Here is a 17,173-nt window from a genome sequence, read left to right as displayed (position 1 = left end):
TTCATGCTGCAGTGCACAATATTTCGCGCATAGGGAGGTGACGACTCGGGGGTAAGCCACGAGGACTGCGAGATGAACCAGATCACCACCATGGCCCCCAGGGGCATTATCCGGCAGTTGAGACCGTCCGATTTGCCGAAGTTTCGCGATCACCTGCTGCGGTTGGACCGCGAAAGCCGGCATGACCGTTTCAACGGCGGCATCAGCACCAGTTTCGTCGCCGACTATGCCGAGCGTAGCTTCCGCGATGGTGCAACCGTCATCGGCTATGTCGAGGATGGCCAGGTTCTCGGCGCGGCTGAATTGCACGAACTGCCCGAATTGGCGGAGCCGACGGCCCAGATCGCCTTCAGCGTCGAACGTCACCGCCAACATCAGGGCATTGGCGGGCGCCTGTTCGCGCGCCTGCTGCTGCACGCGCTCGGCCTCGGCTATACCCGCCTCGAGGTCTCCACCCATGCCGACAACGCCAGCATGAAAGCGCTGGCCCGGCGCTTCAACGCCAAGCTCAGCTTCGCGCAGGGCGAGACCATGGGCGTGATCGAACTCGATCCGGCGGTGACGCTTGAGCATCCCGCCTTCGAGGCGATCGGCGACATGCTGCCGGGACCGCTGACCCTGACGATCGTGGGCGACGGTATCGCCAGAGCGGCGGCCTGAGCGGCTGAAGTCTCGAGGTCAGCTATCCTCGAGACTTGATCCTACTTGTAGCGCCGCTGGTTCTTCGGCTTCCAGCTGTCGAGCCAGCGCCGGATCCGGGCCATGAAGCCGGTGGCGCTGCTCGATACGGCCACCGCCCTTTCGTCGACAGCGTCGGCGGCGGCACTGACGTGATCCTCGATGCGCATGAGCATCGGGTCGATTCGCTCGCGCTTGAACCGCCGCAGCCGGAAATAGAGCCAGATCAGTCCGATCGCCAGGCCGCCGAACACGAAGATCCGCATCCACGGAATGACATATTCGTCCGGCCCGGTCGCGGCCCGGATCGAGAGCGCGTTGGGGAACATGGTCAGATAGGTGACCCGCCAGCCATAGCTCTTGATCACCACCCATTTCGGACTTTCCGAACTGGACTGGAAGGACTGGGCGGCCGCCATCAGGTTGCCGGAGTCGAACTTGTAGTACCAGGGAAAGCCCCAGTCGGTATCCTCGTTGCGGTAGACCCTGAGGGTGCCGCCGGGATAGACGGTGTTGATGAAGCGCACGTCGCGCGTGTTGGTCGCCTGCACATTGGGCGCTTCGCTGTCGAAGAAGCCGGAGCTGTCGAGGCGCTTGGTGTCGGTGCCGACGATGCGTACCACGTCGTAGCGCGGCAGCACCTGGTCGAGCCAGCAATAGCCGACCACCAGCACCAGGACGATCAGGAACCATTTGAACAGGCGCAGCATGGATACTCCCGGAGCGCGGACATCTTGTCCGCTCTTGACCATGTGAGAGGTAGGGTGTTTCCAAAGGGCGGACAAGATGTCCGCGCTCCACTTCACCCCCTCGGTATCGCTCCCCAGGGTCCCGCCTGCGGTTCGGGCTCTTCCTCCGGCGTGCCGTCGCCGAACAGGTCCTCCCAGGCATCGTCGTTCTTGAGCGCTTCATCCCGGGACAGGAACTCCACCACATAGTCCTGCTTGCGCTCGGTCCAGCCCTGATAGGCCTTGTAGAAGGCGGGCTTGTTGCACAGGAAGAGCTGGCGGATGTCGAGAGGCGTGAACTCGCTCAGGAGCTGGTTGACGAGGTCGCGGTCCGGCAATTGGGCGGCCCGATAGAGATAGAAGCAGCCGGGCTCCGTCGGGCCGGGCAGGCGGGGCTGGAGTCCTTGCTCGGCGGCACGCAAGGCAGCCTCGACCACCTCGAATTCCGGCGGCAGGTCATCGGCGTGGCGCATGGCGAAGCGGCGCAGGTCTTGCCGGTTGAGGCGGGCCAGTTCCGCCGGCGCGTCGGCCTTGCCAGCAAGGACATTGGCCAGCATGAAGTCGAGCCGCTGGCGCAGCAGTGCCTTGGCATTGAGGTCGGCAGCCTCGAAGACCGAGGTGATCAGGCCGTTGAGCTGCAGGAAGTGCCAGACATCCACGGCGCTTTCGAGATTCTTGGTTTCCACGGCGCCGATCTTGGGAAAGCCCGGTGCCACGCCGCGATAGAGCATGGCGGGGTACGACATGTCCCTGAAGAGATAGAGCCCGTCGAAATAGTTGGTGTAGAAATTGCCCTGGCTGTAGTCGGTCTTGCGGAAACGCACCGGGTTGCGGGCGATGTCGCCCACCCGGCCGGCAAGCCTGATCATGGTGTCGATATAGGCGTCGTCCTGCCACAGATCATCCTTGGCGCGGAAGTCCTCGACCAGACGCGACAACTGCTCGGCCTCGCCGAGCCGGTCCGTCGGCGTATTGGCCTCGACGGTGACGGAGCGCAGCTCCAACAGGTCGGCCGGGCTCTTGATGCGCCACATCGAATGCACGAGCTCGCCCATCACGGCCTCGCGCACGCTCAGCGCCATCAGCTCCCTGGCATTGTCCTGCATGAAGTTGCGCAGCACCGAGCGCATGGTCGAGAACTGCGCGTTGAGGAGCGGCGCCTTGAGCTGGTCGAGGCTGAGCAGGATGAACATCCGGTTGCAGCCCTCGGGATTGAGGTAGCGGATGTCGTCGAGCTCGTCGCCGACCTCCGGCGAGAAGCCGGAAAGGTCGATATGGAACTCGGTGAGCGCGGTGCGCTTGCCGATGAGTTTCTCCAGCGCCGCGTTGTAGCGCGCCACCATGGTGGGGGAGGAGACCTCGATGAGGTTCCCGAACATCAGCCCCGCTTCGATCAGGCGCTCCATCATGCCCCGCGCTGCTCCAGATAGCGTTTCTTGGCTTCCTCCATGCGGCCCATCTCGCGCACCGCATTGTCGATGGCGGCCTCGTCCGACTTGTCGGCATAGCGGAATTCACTGTCGGCGTAGCGGTTGATCTCCTGGATCACCATCTCGACCGTGATCGGCCTAGCAAGCTCGGCGATCATTGCGAGCTTGGTGGCATAGTCCTTGGTCAGGAACAGCTCGGGCTTTTCCATCCATTCGTCCGGCAGCTCGAAATCCATCGCCCTGACCTTGATGGCATCGGTGATGTTCTTGATGGCGCGGCCGGTGAAGCGCTCGTCGGCCTCCTGGATCGCCTTGAGATAGGCGCCGAGCCTGGCGATGGTGTCGAGCGCCCCGATCTTGCCCTGCACGGTGTCGAACACCTTCTTCAGGGCCTCTTCCTGCGGGCGTGAATGCGCGTCATAGGAGGCGGCCACCGCCTTCTTGATCTCCTGGGCGGCGAAGAGGTCGTGCTCGCCGAGCGGGATCTGGTGGCGCTTGCCGAGCAGCAGGGAGAGCAGGTCGATATAGTCCTCCTTGCTCTGCGGGCCGTCCACGAGGAAGCGGGCGCCGGCGCGCTGGCGCAGGGCATCGTCGACATTCTCCGGGAAGTTGGAGAACATGCCGAAGGTGCAGTTGCCGCGTACCACGGTGTTGGCGCCGGCAAAGCTCTCCATCAGCACGGCCGTGATCTCGAGCTGGCCGGAGGAGGATTGCCGGTCGCCGCGCTTGCCGGCGAGCTGGTCGATGTCGTCGATGGTGCCGAAGCCGATCACGGCGGGGTCGATGATCTCGCGGATGAAGGCCTTGGCGTTCTGGGCCGACTTGCCCTGGTAGCTGTCGATGCTCTCGGTGGAGAGGTTGGCATAGCGGAAGGGGTAGCCGGCATTGCTGCAATACTCGTTGAGCAGGCCGGCCATCATCTGGATCAGCGTGGTCTTGCCGGTGCCGGGCTTGCCGTCGCCCATGAAGGTGAAGATGAAGCCGCCGAGTTCGGCGAAGGGGTTGAGGCGCCTGTCGAAATCATAGGCCATCAGCATCTTGGCCAGCTTCATCGACTGGTATTTGGCGATGTGGTTGCCCACCACCTCGGTCGGCTTCTTGAAGGCCATGCTCAGCGCCGTGGAGCGCTTGTGGGTGGCGGGGGTGAAGCCGTTGATCTGGAAATCGTCGGCCTCGACGCGATAGGCGGCGCTGGTGAAGGCTTCCAGCCGCGGCGCCGTGCTGGCCCGCATGGCGACTGCTTCCATCAGACGCTCGCACCAGGCCGTGAGGGTGGGCACCAGCTTCAGGCTGCCCTCCATGCGGCTCAGGATGGCGTCGAGTTCCCACAAGGCGCCCTGCAAGGCGAGGGCGGGATTGTCGGTGAGGATCTCTTCCAGCTCGCCGACCTCGGCCTGGCCCTCGCTCGCCTGGGCGGCGAGCAGGAAGGAGAGCATGTTGGCGGTGACATGTAGGCCGATCAGCGAGGCGGCGGCGAGGAGCTCGGCGAATTCGGTACGCCGGGCAGGGTCGAGGCGGCCCTCGCGGTTGTCGCGCTTGAGCTGGCCGAGGGCGGTGCGTTCCTCATAGAGTTCGCCGACGGCCATGGCGGTGGCCAAGGACCGGCGCAGCGCCTGCAGCACGCTGGCCTGGGCCGGGCTCATCAGGGCTTCGCCGGGATCGGCCTGGCTGATGCGCGCGATCAGGTGGACGCCGTCCTGCGCGGCGCTGGAGCGCGCGGTCAGGCCCGGCGTGGTGGCGCGAAACAGCCGGCCGGTGGCGGTGGGAATACCGGGCGAGCGTTCAGCCGGCGCGGCGCCGGTTTGGGCGGGCCTCACCTTGGCAATGCGCGGCGCATGCTCGAAGCCCTCCATCAGGGCCAGGGCCTGGGGATAGTGCGCGCGGATCGCGGCTTCGCGGATTTCCATCAGATTGAGGGAAGCGGTCATGGGGTCCTCGTGGTCAGGATGGGGCGCGGAATGCCTTCTCCACGTAGTGGGGAAGGTGGCGTTGCGAAGCAACGGCGGATGGGTTGCGGCCCACTAACGGTACTCGAGCCGGACAGGGCGCAGCTAGCGGCCCACACCCCATCCGACCCGACTTCGTCGGGCCACCTTCCCCGCTTCGCGAAGAAGGCCGGTCGCGCTTTATTCTGCGCACTCCCATCACAGCCCCGTCAGCAGCGACCCGTCCTCGCCCACCACATATTTGCGCACGTCCCGGAAACCGGGCGGATCGCGGTCGACGAGAACCTGATAGGGCAGCACCGGCAGGACGAGCGAGCGTTCGAGCCGGGTCACGCCGGCTTCGGCGGCGGCGGGCTGGTACTGGTCGAGGTCGAAGATCTCGCGCTCCACCGTGGACAGCAGGCCCGCGGGCACTCTTTCGCTGCGGGCCGAGACCAGCGTCTCGACGGTCCAGGCCAATGCCCAGTCGCTCTCCTCGGTGCGCGAGACCTCGGCCAGGATCTCGCGCAGAGGCCCGGTCTGCTCGGTGAAGGCGTGCGAATACATCGGCCCGACATGGATGCGGCGGAGCAGCTTGGGATGCAGATTGTCGAAATCGACGTCGAAGCCGCGGGCGATGGTGAGGAGCTTGAGGCTGGAGAGAGACTGCGCCATCAGGTGGGATTGCACCTGCGGCCAGCGCATCTGGTCCTCGTTGAGGATGACATGGCCGGTATCCTCGACCACCAGGAGATAGATCACCGGCAGGCTGAGGGCGCTGTCATAGACGGCCCAGTGCAGGAGATAGCGCCGGCGCTGCGCCTTGGGGTCGGACAGCAGCACGAATTGCGGGTGGTTCTGGGCGAAGAACAGGCCACGCGACTTCAGCGTCTCGTAATAGATGCGCTGACTCATCGCATATTGCAGGTTGGTCGGCCTCGCCCGTTCGGAGAGGATGGCCGCGATCATCGCCTCCTTCAGCCTGATCTGGTCGGGCTGGTTGGCGAGGTGGCGGTCGACCTGTGCCAGGTCGTTCGCCATCGTCATGATCTCCTGGAACACCGGAAAGCCGCTCTCCGAGCGGTCGATCGCCAAGGTCAGGGGCAGCGAGGAGACGCGGCCCGACATCAGGTGCTTGAGGCTGAGGGCAGTGAAGGTCTTGGCCAGGCGCTGGAGATAGTTCTCGATCAGGTCGAGCTGGATCCTGGCGAACTCGCCACCGCCATATTTGGCGTCATCGGCCAGGCTCGCCTGGTTTCCCTGGCCGGTCTGGCCGGCGATCTCGCGCAGATGGCGGATGATGCGGGAGAACTTGCCGAAATAGCGCCGCATCGCCTGGGGGTCCGGCAGGGTGACATGGTCGTTACCGGGAGGGGTCAAGGGCGGCCTCTAGTTCCTGATGGTGGAAACACCGACTTTGTCATGCCCGGGCTCGACCCGGGCATCCAGTGTCGGTCCATCCTCGATGAAAGGGGCGACTGGATTGCCGGGTCAAGCCCGGCAATGACAAGGGTCGAGCCACGGCAAGCATCGCTGCATGCACGGTGCCGGAGCGGGGAAGCTGGCCTCACGCCCCGCCATAGAGGTTCTTGTCGTGCTTCTCGACGATCTTGGCGAAGCGGCGGGCGAAGCGCTCGTCGGATTTGGCCTTTTCCTCCAGGATCTTGCGGGCGAAGACCATGTGGTCCTCGTGCTTTTCCATCATCTCGGCCATGCGCTGGTTGGTGGCCGAGCCGATGGCAGCCATGGCGGCCTGGGCTTCCTGGTCGGTCTTGACGCCGATCTCGTTGATGCGGTGGGCGACGTCCTGCTGCTGGGCCGTCTTCAGCGACTTGGTGAGCGCATCATAGAGCACCACACGCTGCTTGGTGTCGGTCTGCAGCTTGTTGATCAGCACCATCTGGGTGGCGGCTTGGTTCTGCAGGCTGTCGACCCAGCTCTTGCCCTGCTCGATATAGCGCTCCAGCGTCTGCGACTGCGCGAGCTTGACCTGCTCTTCCTGCACGAGATTGTTGTAGGCCGCATTGGTCTGGGCGAGCTCGGTCTCGAGCCGCGTGCGGGCGGCGGCATCCTGCTCCATCGAGATCTTGTTCTCGAGATCGATGATCCGGGGATCCATGGCCAGGACCTGGGCGCGGATCTTCTCCAAGTCCGCCACGGTGCTTTCGCGATCGGACAGAGTGCCGGACAGGTTCTTCTCGACCCGGGTCTTGTGGTCGTTGAGCACGCCGAGCTGGCTCTGCAGCAGATTGACGATGATGTCGGACTTGGAGATCAGGTCCTGCAGCTTGTCGTCGATGGAGGCGGCGCGCAGGCGCTCCTCGCGCATGGAGTCCGACTTGGCGGAGGAGAAAATGCCCACGAAGCTCTCCCAGCCGGACTTCTCGCGCATGGCGTCGAATTCCTTGGAGAAGCCGGCGGTGACGTCGTCGAGACCCATGATGAGCTCGGCGATGTTGGCGTTCATCGCGTTGGAATGGGCGTGAACGTCGTCGAGCGTCGCGTTCTGGATGTCGATGGAGATGTCCTCGCCCTTCTCCATCTTGGAATGGGCGAGCTCGATCTTCGAGCTGACCTCGGAAATCTTGGCCTGGGCCGCCTTGATTTCAGCTTCGGCGGACTTGATCGCGGCGTCGAACTCGGCCATGCGGCTCTCCCCTCGGTTTGGCATCCCCGGAACAAGGCGCGTTCATGCCGAACGCTTGTCTGCTCCAGGCTCGTTGCTTCCTGGCCGATCCAGCGGATTGGCCAGGGCTTCTTTGCGTTTCTTGGCAATTGCGCCAATTCGCAAGACGCTTTGACTATTGAGCAACCAGATAGGGGAAATCGAGGCAAGTTTAAAGGGCGAGGTCAGGCCGCCGCAACTGGCGTGTGACGTAGGGCACACGGGGATCGGGGGAGGGGGCTGCGGGGGCGATCGGGCTGTCGATGGCAGGACCCATCCGGACGATGCGGCAAGCAATCGGCCGAACAGCCCCGGCGCAGGACCTCCCCAGGTTAGAAGTTCTCTAAATCATTGCTATTGCAGGGTTTTTCTTCATCCTCTAGGTTGGGATTGCTTCACCTTCAGGAGCATTATCGTCCTTCTTACCTATGTTGCGGGCTGGCGTGGACAGGCTGTCTCTCGGAAAACTGATCGATGCCTTTGCAAGAATGCGGCCACGGCTGCAGGCGGTGGCAAGGGCGAGAACCGGTTGCCCGGCGGCAGCCGAGGACTTGATGCAGGACACCTGGCTGAAACTGGAAAACGCCGGTTTGGAAGACAATGCGATCCGCAACCCGGCCGGGTTCATCACCCGCGTTGCGCAGCATGCGGTCACCAGCCATCTGCGCAGCCAGCGCAGGCGCAACGAAATCGACGATGAACTCACCGACATCCTGTGGGAAAACTGCGACCTGGTTTCGCCGGAACGGGCGCTGATCGGCCGGGAAAGCCTGAAGGCAGTCAGGAAGGCCCTGGACGAATTGCCGGAAAGGACCCGCACGATCTTCCTGATGAACCGCATCGACGGCATATCGCATCGCCAGCTGGCGGAGCTGCACGGCATCACCAGCGAGGCGGTCTACTATCATATCCGCCGGGCCCTGGAACATCTCGCCGATCTGCGCGGCGAACTCTCCGACTGAGAAATTTTCCGGATCGTGTTTAGGTGGCGGGTGCGTTCACGCGTCAATAGGTTAGAACAGCTCGAATCGAGTCCCTATCCGCACCGGCTTTCGAGCGCATGGACGAGCATAAGCATCGCAAGGACATTGAACGCCGCATCGGCCTGGACGCACGCGATTGGATCGTGCGGCTGACCTCGGGCAATGTCAGCGACGCCGACCTCCAGCGCTTCAAGGCCTGGCGGGACCAGTCTGCCGATCACAAGCTGGCTTTCGAGCGCGAGCGTTCGTTCTGGCAGCAATTGCAGGCCATCGATGCCGGATCGGCCGGCATGCCTCCGCCGGCTGCCGCCACGCCGAACCGCCAGGCCCTGATGGGGCGGCGCAGCTTTGTCCTCGGTGGTGCGGCTGCGGCAGCGGCGGCCATCGGCTTCGTGGCAGTGCCGAGGCTGCAGGTCTGGTGGAACGCCGACCTCTCGACGGCCGTCGGCGACCAGGCCGAGTTCACCCTGCCGGACGGGTCCGTCGCCACCCTCAACACGGATAGCGCCGTCAGCATCGGCTACCGGCCCGGCCTCAGACTGGTCGAGCTTCTAAAAGGCGAAGCCGAATTCAAGGTCGCTCCGGATCGGAACTCGGTGTTCCGGGTGGCGGCGCTGGGCGGCAACAGCACCGCCAAGGCCGGCCGCTTCTCGGTCGGGATACTGGAGGACGTGGCAACGGTTACCGCAGCCGAAGGGCGCATCGACGTTGCCGGCCCCGCCAGCCCGACCGCGACCGACGCTTCCGGCGTCGCGGGCGTCGAGGTGGCTGCGAACCAGCAAACCCTGTATGCGCGGGGAGAGGCGCCGCGGCCGGCGCAGTCCGCCGATGTCCAGGCGGCGCTGGCATGGCGGAAGGGCCGCATCATCTTCGAGGGGCGGCCGTTTTCCCGGGCGATGGCCGAACTCGGCCGCTATGTCCCCGAGCGAATCGTGATGCGGCCCGGCATCGATCCGTCCGTTCCGGTAAGCGCGGTCTTCTCGACGGCGCAGGCATTTGCCGCCGTCCAGGCGCTGGCGAAAACCCAGGGACTTTCGGTGCGCCGGATTCCCGGTGTCCTGCTCCTGATTTCCTGACGCACCATCCCTTCAAAAAAATTGGGACGCCGTCTTTAGGCGATCGCCTCGCTCGCGCGTCAATGGAGCGAAGGGCCGAGGCAGCACACCCACTCCCTTCACATGGGCCCGCGAGGGCTGTTTTCAGGGGACATGTTGAGGGGGCTCGGTGGTGCCAGGCAAGGTAGAGAAGGGATCGAGGCGAAGCGCGCCTTGTGGTCTGGTGACGAGGCTCCTGGTGAGCACGGCGTTTTGTACCGGAGTGCCGGCGCTGCTCGTGCCGCTGTCGCCGGTTGCCGCCCAGACCGCAATCACGCACAACTTCAACATTCCCAGCCAGCCGCTGGCCCGGGCACTGCGCATGCTTGCAGACCAGTCCGGCGTTCAGATCGCCTACCAGACCTCCATCGCGGCAAACACGCGCGCACCGAGCGTAACCGGCGGCATGACCACGCAGGCCGCGCTGGCCCGGCTGCTGTCGAGCTCGGGGCTGGGCTATTCCTTTACCGGCGGCAACGCCGTGACCCTGCTTGCCATGTCGGCGGAACCGGCAGGCGGCGAAAGCGCGGATGGGACGATCGTTCTCGATCCCGTCATCGTCGAAGCCAAGGGTACTGCAGCGATCCAGCGGGACGGACTTGCAAAGGACGGCTATCGCACGAACACCATTTCCTCGCTGGGCCCCCTGGGGCAGACGTCCATCCGGGACACGCCCTTTTCGGTCAGCGTCGTGCCGCGCGAACTCATACAGAATATCCAGGCCCAGTCTCCCGACGACATTTTCCGGATCAGCCCGACGACCCGCATTCAGACGCCGCAGTCCTCGGGGTGGTCGCCGATGGTCAACATGCGCGGCTTCACCACCTATGACACCGCCGAGGACGGCCTGCGGCGTTCCTACAGCCACGCCACCAATCTCGAGGACAAGGAGCGCATCGAAGTCCTCACCGGCCTTTCGGGCTTCCTGTATGGGGCGGCCGCGCCGGCCGGCATGATCAACTATGTCTACAAGCGCCCGACGATCGAGCGCCTGAACAGCCTGACCATCGGCACCTATGGCGCCGAGCAGAAATACATCCATGGCGATTTTGGTGGCCGCATCGATGCGGAAGGCCGGGCAGGATATCGCCTCAACATCGTCAAGCAGGGCGGCGACACCGCGATAGACGACCAGAGCGTCAATCGTTTCCTCGTGAGCGGCGCCTTCGATTGGGACATCACCGACAAGTTGAAACTGGAACTCAACGCGTCATACGGCAAATACAGGACGAATGTTCCCAACTCCTATTGGTTCTTCAACCCCGGCGTTCCTCATGGAGCCGCGCCCGATGCCAGCAAAAACTGGAGCCAGCCCTGGATTCGCGATGAATTCGAGAAGACGCGTCTTTCCGGCAAGCTGACCTACAAGCTCAACGACTTCATCACGCTGCGCGGCGCCTATATGCGTGAATATCTCGATCGGCCGGTCCAGGACCACACGATGAATTCCGTGCGGTCGCCGGGGGAATATTATCAGATCGGGATTCACTCGGGCAGAACCAAGAATATCTTCGACGCGGCGCAGGCCTTTGCGGATGTCACGTTCGATACCGGGCCGATTTCCCACAAGGTCACGGCCGGCTACCAGATGTATTCGGACCGGGCCTGGCAGACGCCCTACAGCCCGAACACGGGTTGGATCGGGCCGTTTCCGATGTCCTCGCCCGTTCATCTTCCCAGGCCGACCTTCCCAAACGATACCTCGTCGCCCTACTACCAGGGCTATGTCCGCAACCACAATTTCGTCATCGGCGACCAGATCGAATTCAACGAGCGCTGGTCCGCCTTGGTGGGCGTCAACTACAGCCGCATCATGAGCCGTTCGCTCGAAGCTTCGGGCAGGCGCAGTCAGCCCGACTACGACGAGGGGCGGCTCTCGCCCTCGGCCTCGCTCCTCTTCAAGCCCGTGCCGTGGATGACGGTCTATGGCAGCTACATCGAAGGTCTGGAGCAGGGTGGGGTCGCTCCCGATACGAGCAGCAATTACGGTCAGGTCATGGCCCCGATGGTGAGCAAGCAAAAGGAGATCGGCGTCAAGGCGGAAGTGGGCGGCATGCTCCTCACCGGCGCCCTGTTCGATATCGAAAAGGCCTATGAATTCACCAATGCGAGCGGCGTCTACACCCAGGACGGCCGGCAGCGGCATCGCGGCGTGGAGGTCACGGCAACGGGCAAGGTGACCGACGAGCTCACGCTTCTGGGCGGCGTCACCGTGCTGGATGCCAAGGTGGAGGGCGGCGAATTTGACGGCAAGCAGCCGATGAACGTGGCCAAGGTGCTGGCAAAGCTCTATCTCGAATATGAGATTCCCGCCATTCAGGGCCTGGTCCTGACCGGGGGCGTCTACTACACCGGCAAGCAATGGGCGAACGACGTCAATGACGATCGCCTTGCCGCCTACACCACCCTCGATGTCGGCATGCGATACACGACCGAGCGGTTCGGCAATCCGCTGACATTGCGGCTGAATGTCAGCAACGTCACCAACAAGAACTACTGGCAGAACAGCTATTATCTGGGAGCCCCGAGAACGGTCGCGTTTTCCGCCCAGATGAAGTTCTGATGGGGATGCAGGCTGGAGGCTTGTCCCGCCGGGCGCTTCTCGGCGGAGCGGCAGGGATGTGTCTTGCCCCTGCCGCTCGTTCGTCCGAGATGCCTGCCGGGCGGGCCATGGCGATGGATTGGGTGAGCGGGCAGAACCTGCTCGCCCTGGGTATCGCGCCCCTCGCCATGCCGGAAATCGAACGCTACTCCCAATTGGTGGTGGAGCCGGCGCCGGCATCGGACATGCGCGAACTGGGCCTGCGCTCGGAGCCGAATCTCGAGCTGATCTATCGCCTGAAGCCCGAAATGGTGGTCATGAATGGCGACCTTGCGCCAATGCGGGAGCGCCTGGCGGCGATCGCGCCGATATGTTTCTTCGATCCCGATCATTTCGGGGAGTCCGGCCGCCTGGCGCATGCCCGCCGGGCCCTTTCGGCCCTCGCCGGGCAGCTCGGCGTGTCGAGCGCGTTCGATCGCTTCGTGCAGTCGGTGGACGCGGAACTGGCGGCGGGAAAACAGCTGATGGCCCGATATGACCGTCGCCCCCTCTACGTGGCGACGGTGATCGATGGCAGGCGCCTGCTGATCTTCGGCAGGAACAGCCTTTTTCAGGACGTTCTCGATCATTTCGGCATCGAGAACGCCTGGACCGGCCCCGTGTCCCGCTACGGCCATACGACCGTCAGCGCCGAGCGGCTCACGGACCGTCCCGAAGCACGGCTGCTCTGCGTGGGCGACACCAGCAACGATACGTTGAAGAGCCTGCTGGAAGCGCCGGTTATCGCCAGCCTGCCCTTCGTGAAGCAGAACCGTATCGTGCGCATTCCGGACGTCCTCTTCTACGGAGGCCTGCCACCCGTGCGCCGCTTCGCGCGGCTGGTATCCGCCGCTCTTTCGGCAGGTGGACCGAATGGCTAGGCCGCACGCCGTCACGCCGATCCCGGCGCTTCTTCTTGCCATCGTGGCTCTCTCCCTGGCCGCCTTCAACGTGAAGGGGCTGTTGCCGGACAACGCCTCGTGGGGCTCGATCGTATCTCCGGATCCCGATGTCACGGCGCAGATGCTGCTGCATCACACCGTGCTTCCCCGCATCGTCGTCGGCCTGCTGGTCGGAGCCGGGCTTGGCCTTGCCGGCGCCGTCCTGCAACGCATCCTGCGCAACCCCCTGGCCGAGCCGGCCACGCTCGGCATTTCGGCCGGTGCCTATCTCGTCCTGTCCATCGTCACCCTGTGGTTCCCGGCATGGCTGGCATTGGGCCGCGAGTGGATTGCCTTTACCGGCGCCGCCCTGGCGCTTCTCGCGGTGCTTTCCCTGTCCTGGCGCAAGGGGCTGTCTCCCGTCACCGTAACCCTGGCGGGCATGATCGTCAGCCTCTATTGTGGGGCCGTCAGCGCTGCGCTGACCTTGTTCAACCACGATTTTCTCACCGGTATCTTTCTCTGGGGAGCCGGCTATCTCGACCAGCAGGATTGGAGCGGGGTGCAGTTTTTGTACCCGCGGCTCCTGCTCGTCGCCATCCTCCTGGCCCTTCTCGTGCGCCCGCTGACGCTGCTCGGCGTCGATGACGACAGCGCCAGGAGCCTCGGCCTGTCCGTTGCAGCCTATCGCCTGATCGCGCTGGTTGCCGCCGCGGCCCTGGCGGCGATCGTCACCGCCTCGGTTGGCATCATCAGCTTTGTCGGGCTTGCCGGTCCCGCACTGGCACGCGCCTGTGGTGCCAGGCGGGCAGGCGAGCATCTGGTCTGGTCCGCCTTGCTGGGGGCCTTGCTGCTCATGGCCACGGACCAGATCGTGCTCTCCTTGCCGGTGACCTACCGGCTTTTCCCAACGGGAGCGGTGACGGCCCTGCTGGGCGCCCCGCTGCTGTTCATGCTGATCAGGCGCCTGAAACTGCTGGCTCCCCCGCAAGTGACGCCAGGCGCTGCTCCGGGCAGGCTGAGATATCCGGTCGTCGCGCTCTTCCTGCTGGCGTCCTTGCTCGTCCCCGCCTTCTGGGTGGCATTGTCGCTGGGGCAGGGACCGGATGGCTGGTCGTTCGCGGCGAGAGAGGAGATCGCGCCCCTGCTGGATTGGCGGGGGCCTCGCGCGCTCGCCGCGTTCAGCGGAGGAGCCATGCTGGCCTTGGCTGGCGCCATCCTTCAGCGCATGACGGGCAATCCCATGGCCTCACCCGAGGTGCTCGGCGTTTCCTCCGGCGCCATGCTGGGTGTGATCCTTCTGCTCCTGACGGCCGCTGCCCCCACCCGCGCCGAGCAGATAGCGGCAGGCGCCGCCGGTGCCCTGGCCGTTCTCTTCCTGATGCTTGCCCTGTCGCGCAAACCCGGCTTTTCCGGCGATCGGATGCTGTTGATCGGCATCACCCTGGGAGCCGTTTCCGGCTTCGTCATGGCCGTATTGATGACGTCGCAGGATCCGCGCCTCGATCAATTGCTGGCCTGGCTGTCGGGCTCGACCTATGCGGTGCGGCCAGGGGAGGCTCTGCTGTCGACGGTCCTGCTGGTCGTGGCCCTTGCCTCCATTCCCTTCATCCGGCGCTGGCTCGAATTGTTCTCACTCGGCCTTGCCACGGCCTCGGCCTCGGGCGTGCCCATCGCCCATAGCCGCAACATCCTGTTCTCGATTGCGGCCCTGCTGACGGCAGGGGCGACCATCCTGGTCGGACCCCTGAGCTTTGCCGGGCTGATGGGGCCGCATATCGCGCGCCTTGCCGGCTTTCATCGAGCGGGTACGCAGCTCGCGGCCTCGGCGATCATTGGCGGGCTGGTCCTTCTGGTCGCCGACTGGCTCGGCCGCAACATCATTTTTCCATTCCAGATCCCTGCCGGCCTGCTCGCCACCATGGTCGGCGGGCCCTTCCTGCTGGTACTGATCGCGAGGCGAGGATGAGCAAGCAAGACGACGGCTTCCGCATGATGAGGGTCGTCACCGTCGAGCGTATCGCGCCGCACATGCAGCGCCTGCGCCTGGCGGGTGACGATCTCGCCCATTTCGACACGCTCGGCAATCTGCATGTCCGGCTCCATGTCCAGCAACGCCTCGGCGTCCAGGAAGGCTTCGACGCGGCAGCCGACAGGCCGGTCCGGGGCGCCGAAGGCCGTGCGAACCGCAAGAGTGCTTCGTCGAATGTCGTGACGCGCTACTACACGATCCGGCGCATCGATGCCGCCGCCGGCTGGCTCGACATCGATTTCGTGCTGCATGACCATGCGGGACCCGCCTGCAATTTCGCCTTGCAGGCAAAGCCCGGCGACATCTGCGGTATTTCCGGCCCCTGCGGTCTCGGCGTCAAGAAGGCGAGCCGCTACCTCCTGGCGGGCGACGAAACGGCGTTGCCGGCCATTGCGCGGATCGCGGAAACGCTGCCGCCCGATGTCCAGGGCGACATCGTCATCGAGACATGCGGACCTGAAGACCGGTTGCCCTTCGCCGCACCGGCCGGCATGTCGATCAGATGGGTCGACCGGATGCCAAGCAATGAGGGGCCTCGCCGCGGCTTCATCGAGCCCGTCAGGGAGAAGATCGAGGTCTATGCAGGCGCAAAGGACTATTTCATCTGGCTCGCGGGCGAGTTTGGGGCCTACGAAGCCTTTCGTCCGCACCTCGCCGCCATTCCGAAGCCGCGCTACATCAACGTTTGCTATTGGCGGCGCTGACGGAAGGGCGAGGCGGGAGGGGGCTGGATGGTGTGTCCCATGCCGGTGAGTTCCGGGCGGTCGCGCTGCTGCGCGGGCTGGATGCGTGTGCCGGGTGCCACTCTCATCCCTCCGGCGTCTCCGCCACGATCGGGGTGATCCTCAGCGAGGCGATGCGGTTCTTCTGCTTCCTCAGCACCTGGAAGCGGTAGCCATGGAAGGTGAAGGTCTGGCCGGCCTCCGGGATGGTACGGGCCTCGTGGATAACGAGGCCGGCGATGGTGGTGGCTTCCTCGTCCGGCAGGGTCCAGTCCATGGCGCGGTTGAGGTCGCGGATCGGCACCGAGCCATCGACATTGACGGCGCCGTCCGCCTGCGGGCGCACGCCCGTCACCACCAGATCGTGCTCGTCGGAGATGTCGCCGACGATCTCCTCGATGATGTCCTCCAGCGTGACGATGCCGAGCACCGAGCCATATTCGTCGACCACGAAGGCGAAATGCTGCTTCCTGCGGCGGAAGGAGCGCAACTGGTCGACCAGCGAGGTGGTGTCGGGCACGAACCAGGCCGGCAGGGCGATCTCCTCGATGTCGAGCTTGAGGGGGTCGTTGCCGGCAGCATCGAGGGCGCGCAAGAGGTCCTTTGCGTGCAGCACGCCGATGATGTTCTCGGGGCTCTCCTTCCACACCGGGATGCGGGTATAGGGCGCGGCGAGCACGCTCTGCACGATCTGGGCAGCGCCCTCGTCGAGGTCGACGGAGAACATCTTGGTGCGGTGGACCATGACGTCGTCGACCGTGAGTTCCTGCAGGTCGAGCAGGCCGCCGAACATGTCGCGATCGGTCTTCTCCACCGAGCCTTCCCTGTGCAGGAGGTCGACGGTGCCGCGCAACTCGTCGGTGGCCGAGAGCAAGGAGGGATGCTTGCCGACCTCCAGGCCGACGAGGCGCAGGATGGCGCGCACCAGCCAGCCCAGCACCCCCGTCACCGGCGAGAAGACCAGCACCACCAGCCGGACCGGCCAGCCGACCGCCAGGGAAAAGCTCTCGGGATAGTTGATGGCAATGGTCTTGGGCAGGATCTCGACGAAGATGATGGTCAGGACCGAGATGACGATGGTGGCGTAGAAGATGCCGACATCACCGAAGATGTCGAGCAGGATGCCGGTGGTCAATGCCGCCGCGGCGGTGTTGACGATGCTGGTGCCGACCAGGAGCGAGCCGATCATCGCCTCGCGGATGTCGAGCAGCTTGTTGACGACCTTGGCGCGCTGGCTGCCGTTCTTCTCCAGCGACAGCAGCCGCGCTCGCGAGGCGGCGGTGAGGGCGGTTTCCGAGCCCGCGAAGAAGAAGCCCGCCAGCAGGAGCAGGAAGACGATGAAGAGCGAGTACCAGGCCTCGGGATGCATGGTCAGCGCCTATGGGATGGGAGCGGAACACCTTCAACGGAAGGGCGCGGCCAGCCTTCTCCCCTTGCGGGAGAAGGTGTCCCGA

The 17,173-nt window shown here is 64.6% G+C and carries 14 protein-coding genes; 7 read left to right on the top strand and 7 right to left on the bottom strand.

The window, feature by feature from the left end; genetic code table 11:
* Window positions 1-72 precede the first annotated feature (72 nt).
* Window positions 73-660: a GNAT family N-acetyltransferase gene (locus BA190_RS23850; protein ID WP_068293362.1), complete on the top strand. Its 588-nt coding sequence runs from the start codon at window positions 73-75 to the stop codon at window positions 658-660.
* A gap of 41 nt (window positions 661-701) precedes the next feature.
* On the opposite strand, the gene BA190_RS23845 is transcribed toward BA190_RS23850, so the two are convergent.
* From BA190_RS23845 to BA190_RS23825, 5 genes are all read right to left on the bottom strand, one after another.
* Complete coding sequence (locus BA190_RS23845) at window positions 702-1,388, bottom strand: DUF1523 family protein (protein WP_202908514.1); 687 nt, start codon at window positions 1,386-1,388, stop codon at window positions 702-704.
* A 92-nt stretch (window positions 1,389-1,480) separates the two neighbouring features.
* Window positions 1,481-2,815, bottom strand: coding sequence for a DUF6638 family protein (locus tag BA190_RS23840; protein WP_156771678.1), 1,335 nt, complete (start codon window positions 2,813-2,815; stop codon window positions 1,481-1,483).
* Window positions 2,812-4,764 carry an ATP-binding protein gene (locus tag BA190_RS23835; RefSeq protein ID WP_068293356.1) on the bottom strand — a complete coding sequence of 651 codons (1,953 nt, stop codon included), beginning with the start codon at window positions 4,762-4,764 and terminating at the stop codon, window positions 2,812-2,814. The genes BA190_RS23840 and BA190_RS23835 overlap by 4 nt, the downstream gene beginning before the upstream one ends.
* 216 nt (window positions 4,765-4,980) lie before the next feature.
* On the bottom strand, window positions 4,981-6,141 hold the full coding sequence (locus BA190_RS23830; protein WP_068293354.1) for a hypothetical protein: 1,161 nt from the start codon (window positions 6,139-6,141) through the stop codon (window positions 4,981-4,983).
* A gap of 187 nt (window positions 6,142-6,328) precedes the next feature.
* Complete coding sequence (locus BA190_RS23825) at window positions 6,329-7,408, bottom strand: hypothetical protein (protein ID WP_068293349.1); 1,080 nt, start codon at window positions 7,406-7,408, stop codon at window positions 6,329-6,331.
* A gap of 446 nt (window positions 7,409-7,854) precedes the next feature.
* Between BA190_RS23825 and BA190_RS23820 the strand changes: the two genes are divergently transcribed.
* The 6 genes from BA190_RS23820 (at window position 7,855) to BA190_RS23795 (ending at window position 15,701) form a co-directional block, all read left to right on the top strand.
* Window positions 7,855-8,388, top strand: coding sequence for an RNA polymerase sigma factor (locus BA190_RS23820; protein ID WP_082979999.1), 534 nt, complete (start codon window positions 7,855-7,857; stop codon window positions 8,386-8,388).
* Window positions 8,389-8,486: 98 nt separating this feature from the next.
* Entirely contained in the window at window positions 8,487-9,485 is a 999-nt protein-coding gene (locus BA190_RS23815; protein ID WP_068293344.1) for a FecR domain-containing protein, read from the top strand.
* A gap of 217 nt (window positions 9,486-9,702) precedes the next feature.
* Window positions 9,703-12,066: a TonB-dependent receptor gene (locus BA190_RS23810; protein WP_245314935.1), complete on the top strand. Its 2,364-nt coding sequence runs from the start codon at window positions 9,703-9,705 to the stop codon at window positions 12,064-12,066.
* 56 nt (window positions 12,067-12,122) lie between these two features.
* Entirely contained in the window at window positions 12,123-12,965 is an 843-nt protein-coding gene (locus tag BA190_RS23805) for an ABC transporter substrate-binding protein (protein WP_162275195.1), read from the top strand.
* Window positions 12,958-14,934, top strand: coding sequence for a Fe(3+)-hydroxamate ABC transporter permease FhuB (fhuB, locus tag BA190_RS23800; RefSeq protein ID WP_068293341.1), 1,977 nt, complete (start codon window positions 12,958-12,960; stop codon window positions 14,932-14,934). Before BA190_RS23805 ends, fhuB begins: the two co-directional genes overlap by 8 nt.
* Window positions 14,931-15,701, top strand: coding sequence for a siderophore-interacting protein (locus tag BA190_RS23795; RefSeq protein WP_068293337.1), 771 nt, complete (start codon window positions 14,931-14,933; stop codon window positions 15,699-15,701). The genes fhuB and BA190_RS23795 overlap by 4 nt, the downstream gene beginning before the upstream one ends.
* On the opposite strand, the gene BA190_RS37075 is transcribed toward BA190_RS23795, so the two are convergent.
* Window positions 15,686-15,808 (bottom strand): hypothetical protein, encoded by a 123-nt coding sequence (locus BA190_RS37075; protein ID WP_256390546.1) that lies wholly within the window; start codon window positions 15,806-15,808, stop codon window positions 15,686-15,688. The two genes, BA190_RS23795 and BA190_RS37075, sit on opposite strands and share 16 nt — an antisense overlap.
* Window positions 15,805-17,088, bottom strand: coding sequence for an HlyC/CorC family transporter (locus tag BA190_RS23790; RefSeq protein ID WP_068293334.1), 1,284 nt, complete (start codon window positions 17,086-17,088; stop codon window positions 15,805-15,807). The genes BA190_RS37075 and BA190_RS23790 overlap by 4 nt, the downstream gene beginning before the upstream one ends.
* Between the last annotated feature and the right edge of the window lie 85 nt (window positions 17,089-17,173).

This window comes from Labrys sp. WJW (assembly GCF_001676615.1).
Taxonomy (GTDB): domain Bacteria; phylum Pseudomonadota; class Alphaproteobacteria; order Rhizobiales; family Labraceae; genus Labrys; species Labrys sedimenti.
This window is presented reverse-complemented; position numbering and strand designations above follow the sequence as displayed.

Bases quoted from the DNA above. Each gene is read 5' to 3' on its own strand.
- BA190_RS23825 (WP_068293349.1), bottom strand. From the start codon at position 7,408: ATGGCCGAGTTCGACGCCGCGATCAAGTCCGCCGAAGCTGAAATCAAG.
- BA190_RS37075 (WP_256390546.1), bottom strand. From the start codon at position 15,808: ATGAGAGTGGCACCCGGCACACGCATCCAGCCCGCGCAGCAGCGCGAC.
- BA190_RS23790 (WP_068293334.1), bottom strand. From the start codon at position 17,088: ATGCATCCCGAGGCCTGGTACTCGCTCTTCATCGTCTTCCTGCTCCTG.
- BA190_RS23820 (WP_082979999.1), top strand. From the start codon at position 7,855: ATGTTGCGGGCTGGCGTGGACAGGCTGTCTCTCGGAAAACTGATCGAT.
- fhuB (WP_068293341.1), top strand. From the start codon at position 12,958: ATGGCTAGGCCGCACGCCGTCACGCCGATCCCGGCGCTTCTTCTTGCC.
- BA190_RS23840 (WP_156771678.1), bottom strand. From the start codon at position 2,815: ATGATGGAGCGCCTGATCGAAGCGGGGCTGATGTTCGGGAACCTCATC.
- BA190_RS23795 (WP_068293337.1), top strand. From the start codon at position 14,931: ATGAGCAAGCAAGACGACGGCTTCCGCATGATGAGGGTCGTCACCGTC.
- BA190_RS23815 (WP_068293344.1), top strand. From the start codon at position 8,487: ATGGACGAGCATAAGCATCGCAAGGACATTGAACGCCGCATCGGCCTG.
- BA190_RS23850 (WP_068293362.1), top strand. From the start codon at position 73: ATGAACCAGATCACCACCATGGCCCCCAGGGGCATTATCCGGCAGTTG.
- BA190_RS23835 (WP_068293356.1), bottom strand. From the start codon at position 4,764: ATGACCGCTTCCCTCAATCTGATGGAAATCCGCGAAGCCGCGATCCGC.
- BA190_RS23845 (WP_202908514.1), bottom strand. From the start codon at position 1,388: ATGCTGCGCCTGTTCAAATGGTTCCTGATCGTCCTGGTGCTGGTGGTC.
- BA190_RS23805 (WP_162275195.1), top strand. From the start codon at position 12,123: ATGTGTCTTGCCCCTGCCGCTCGTTCGTCCGAGATGCCTGCCGGGCGG.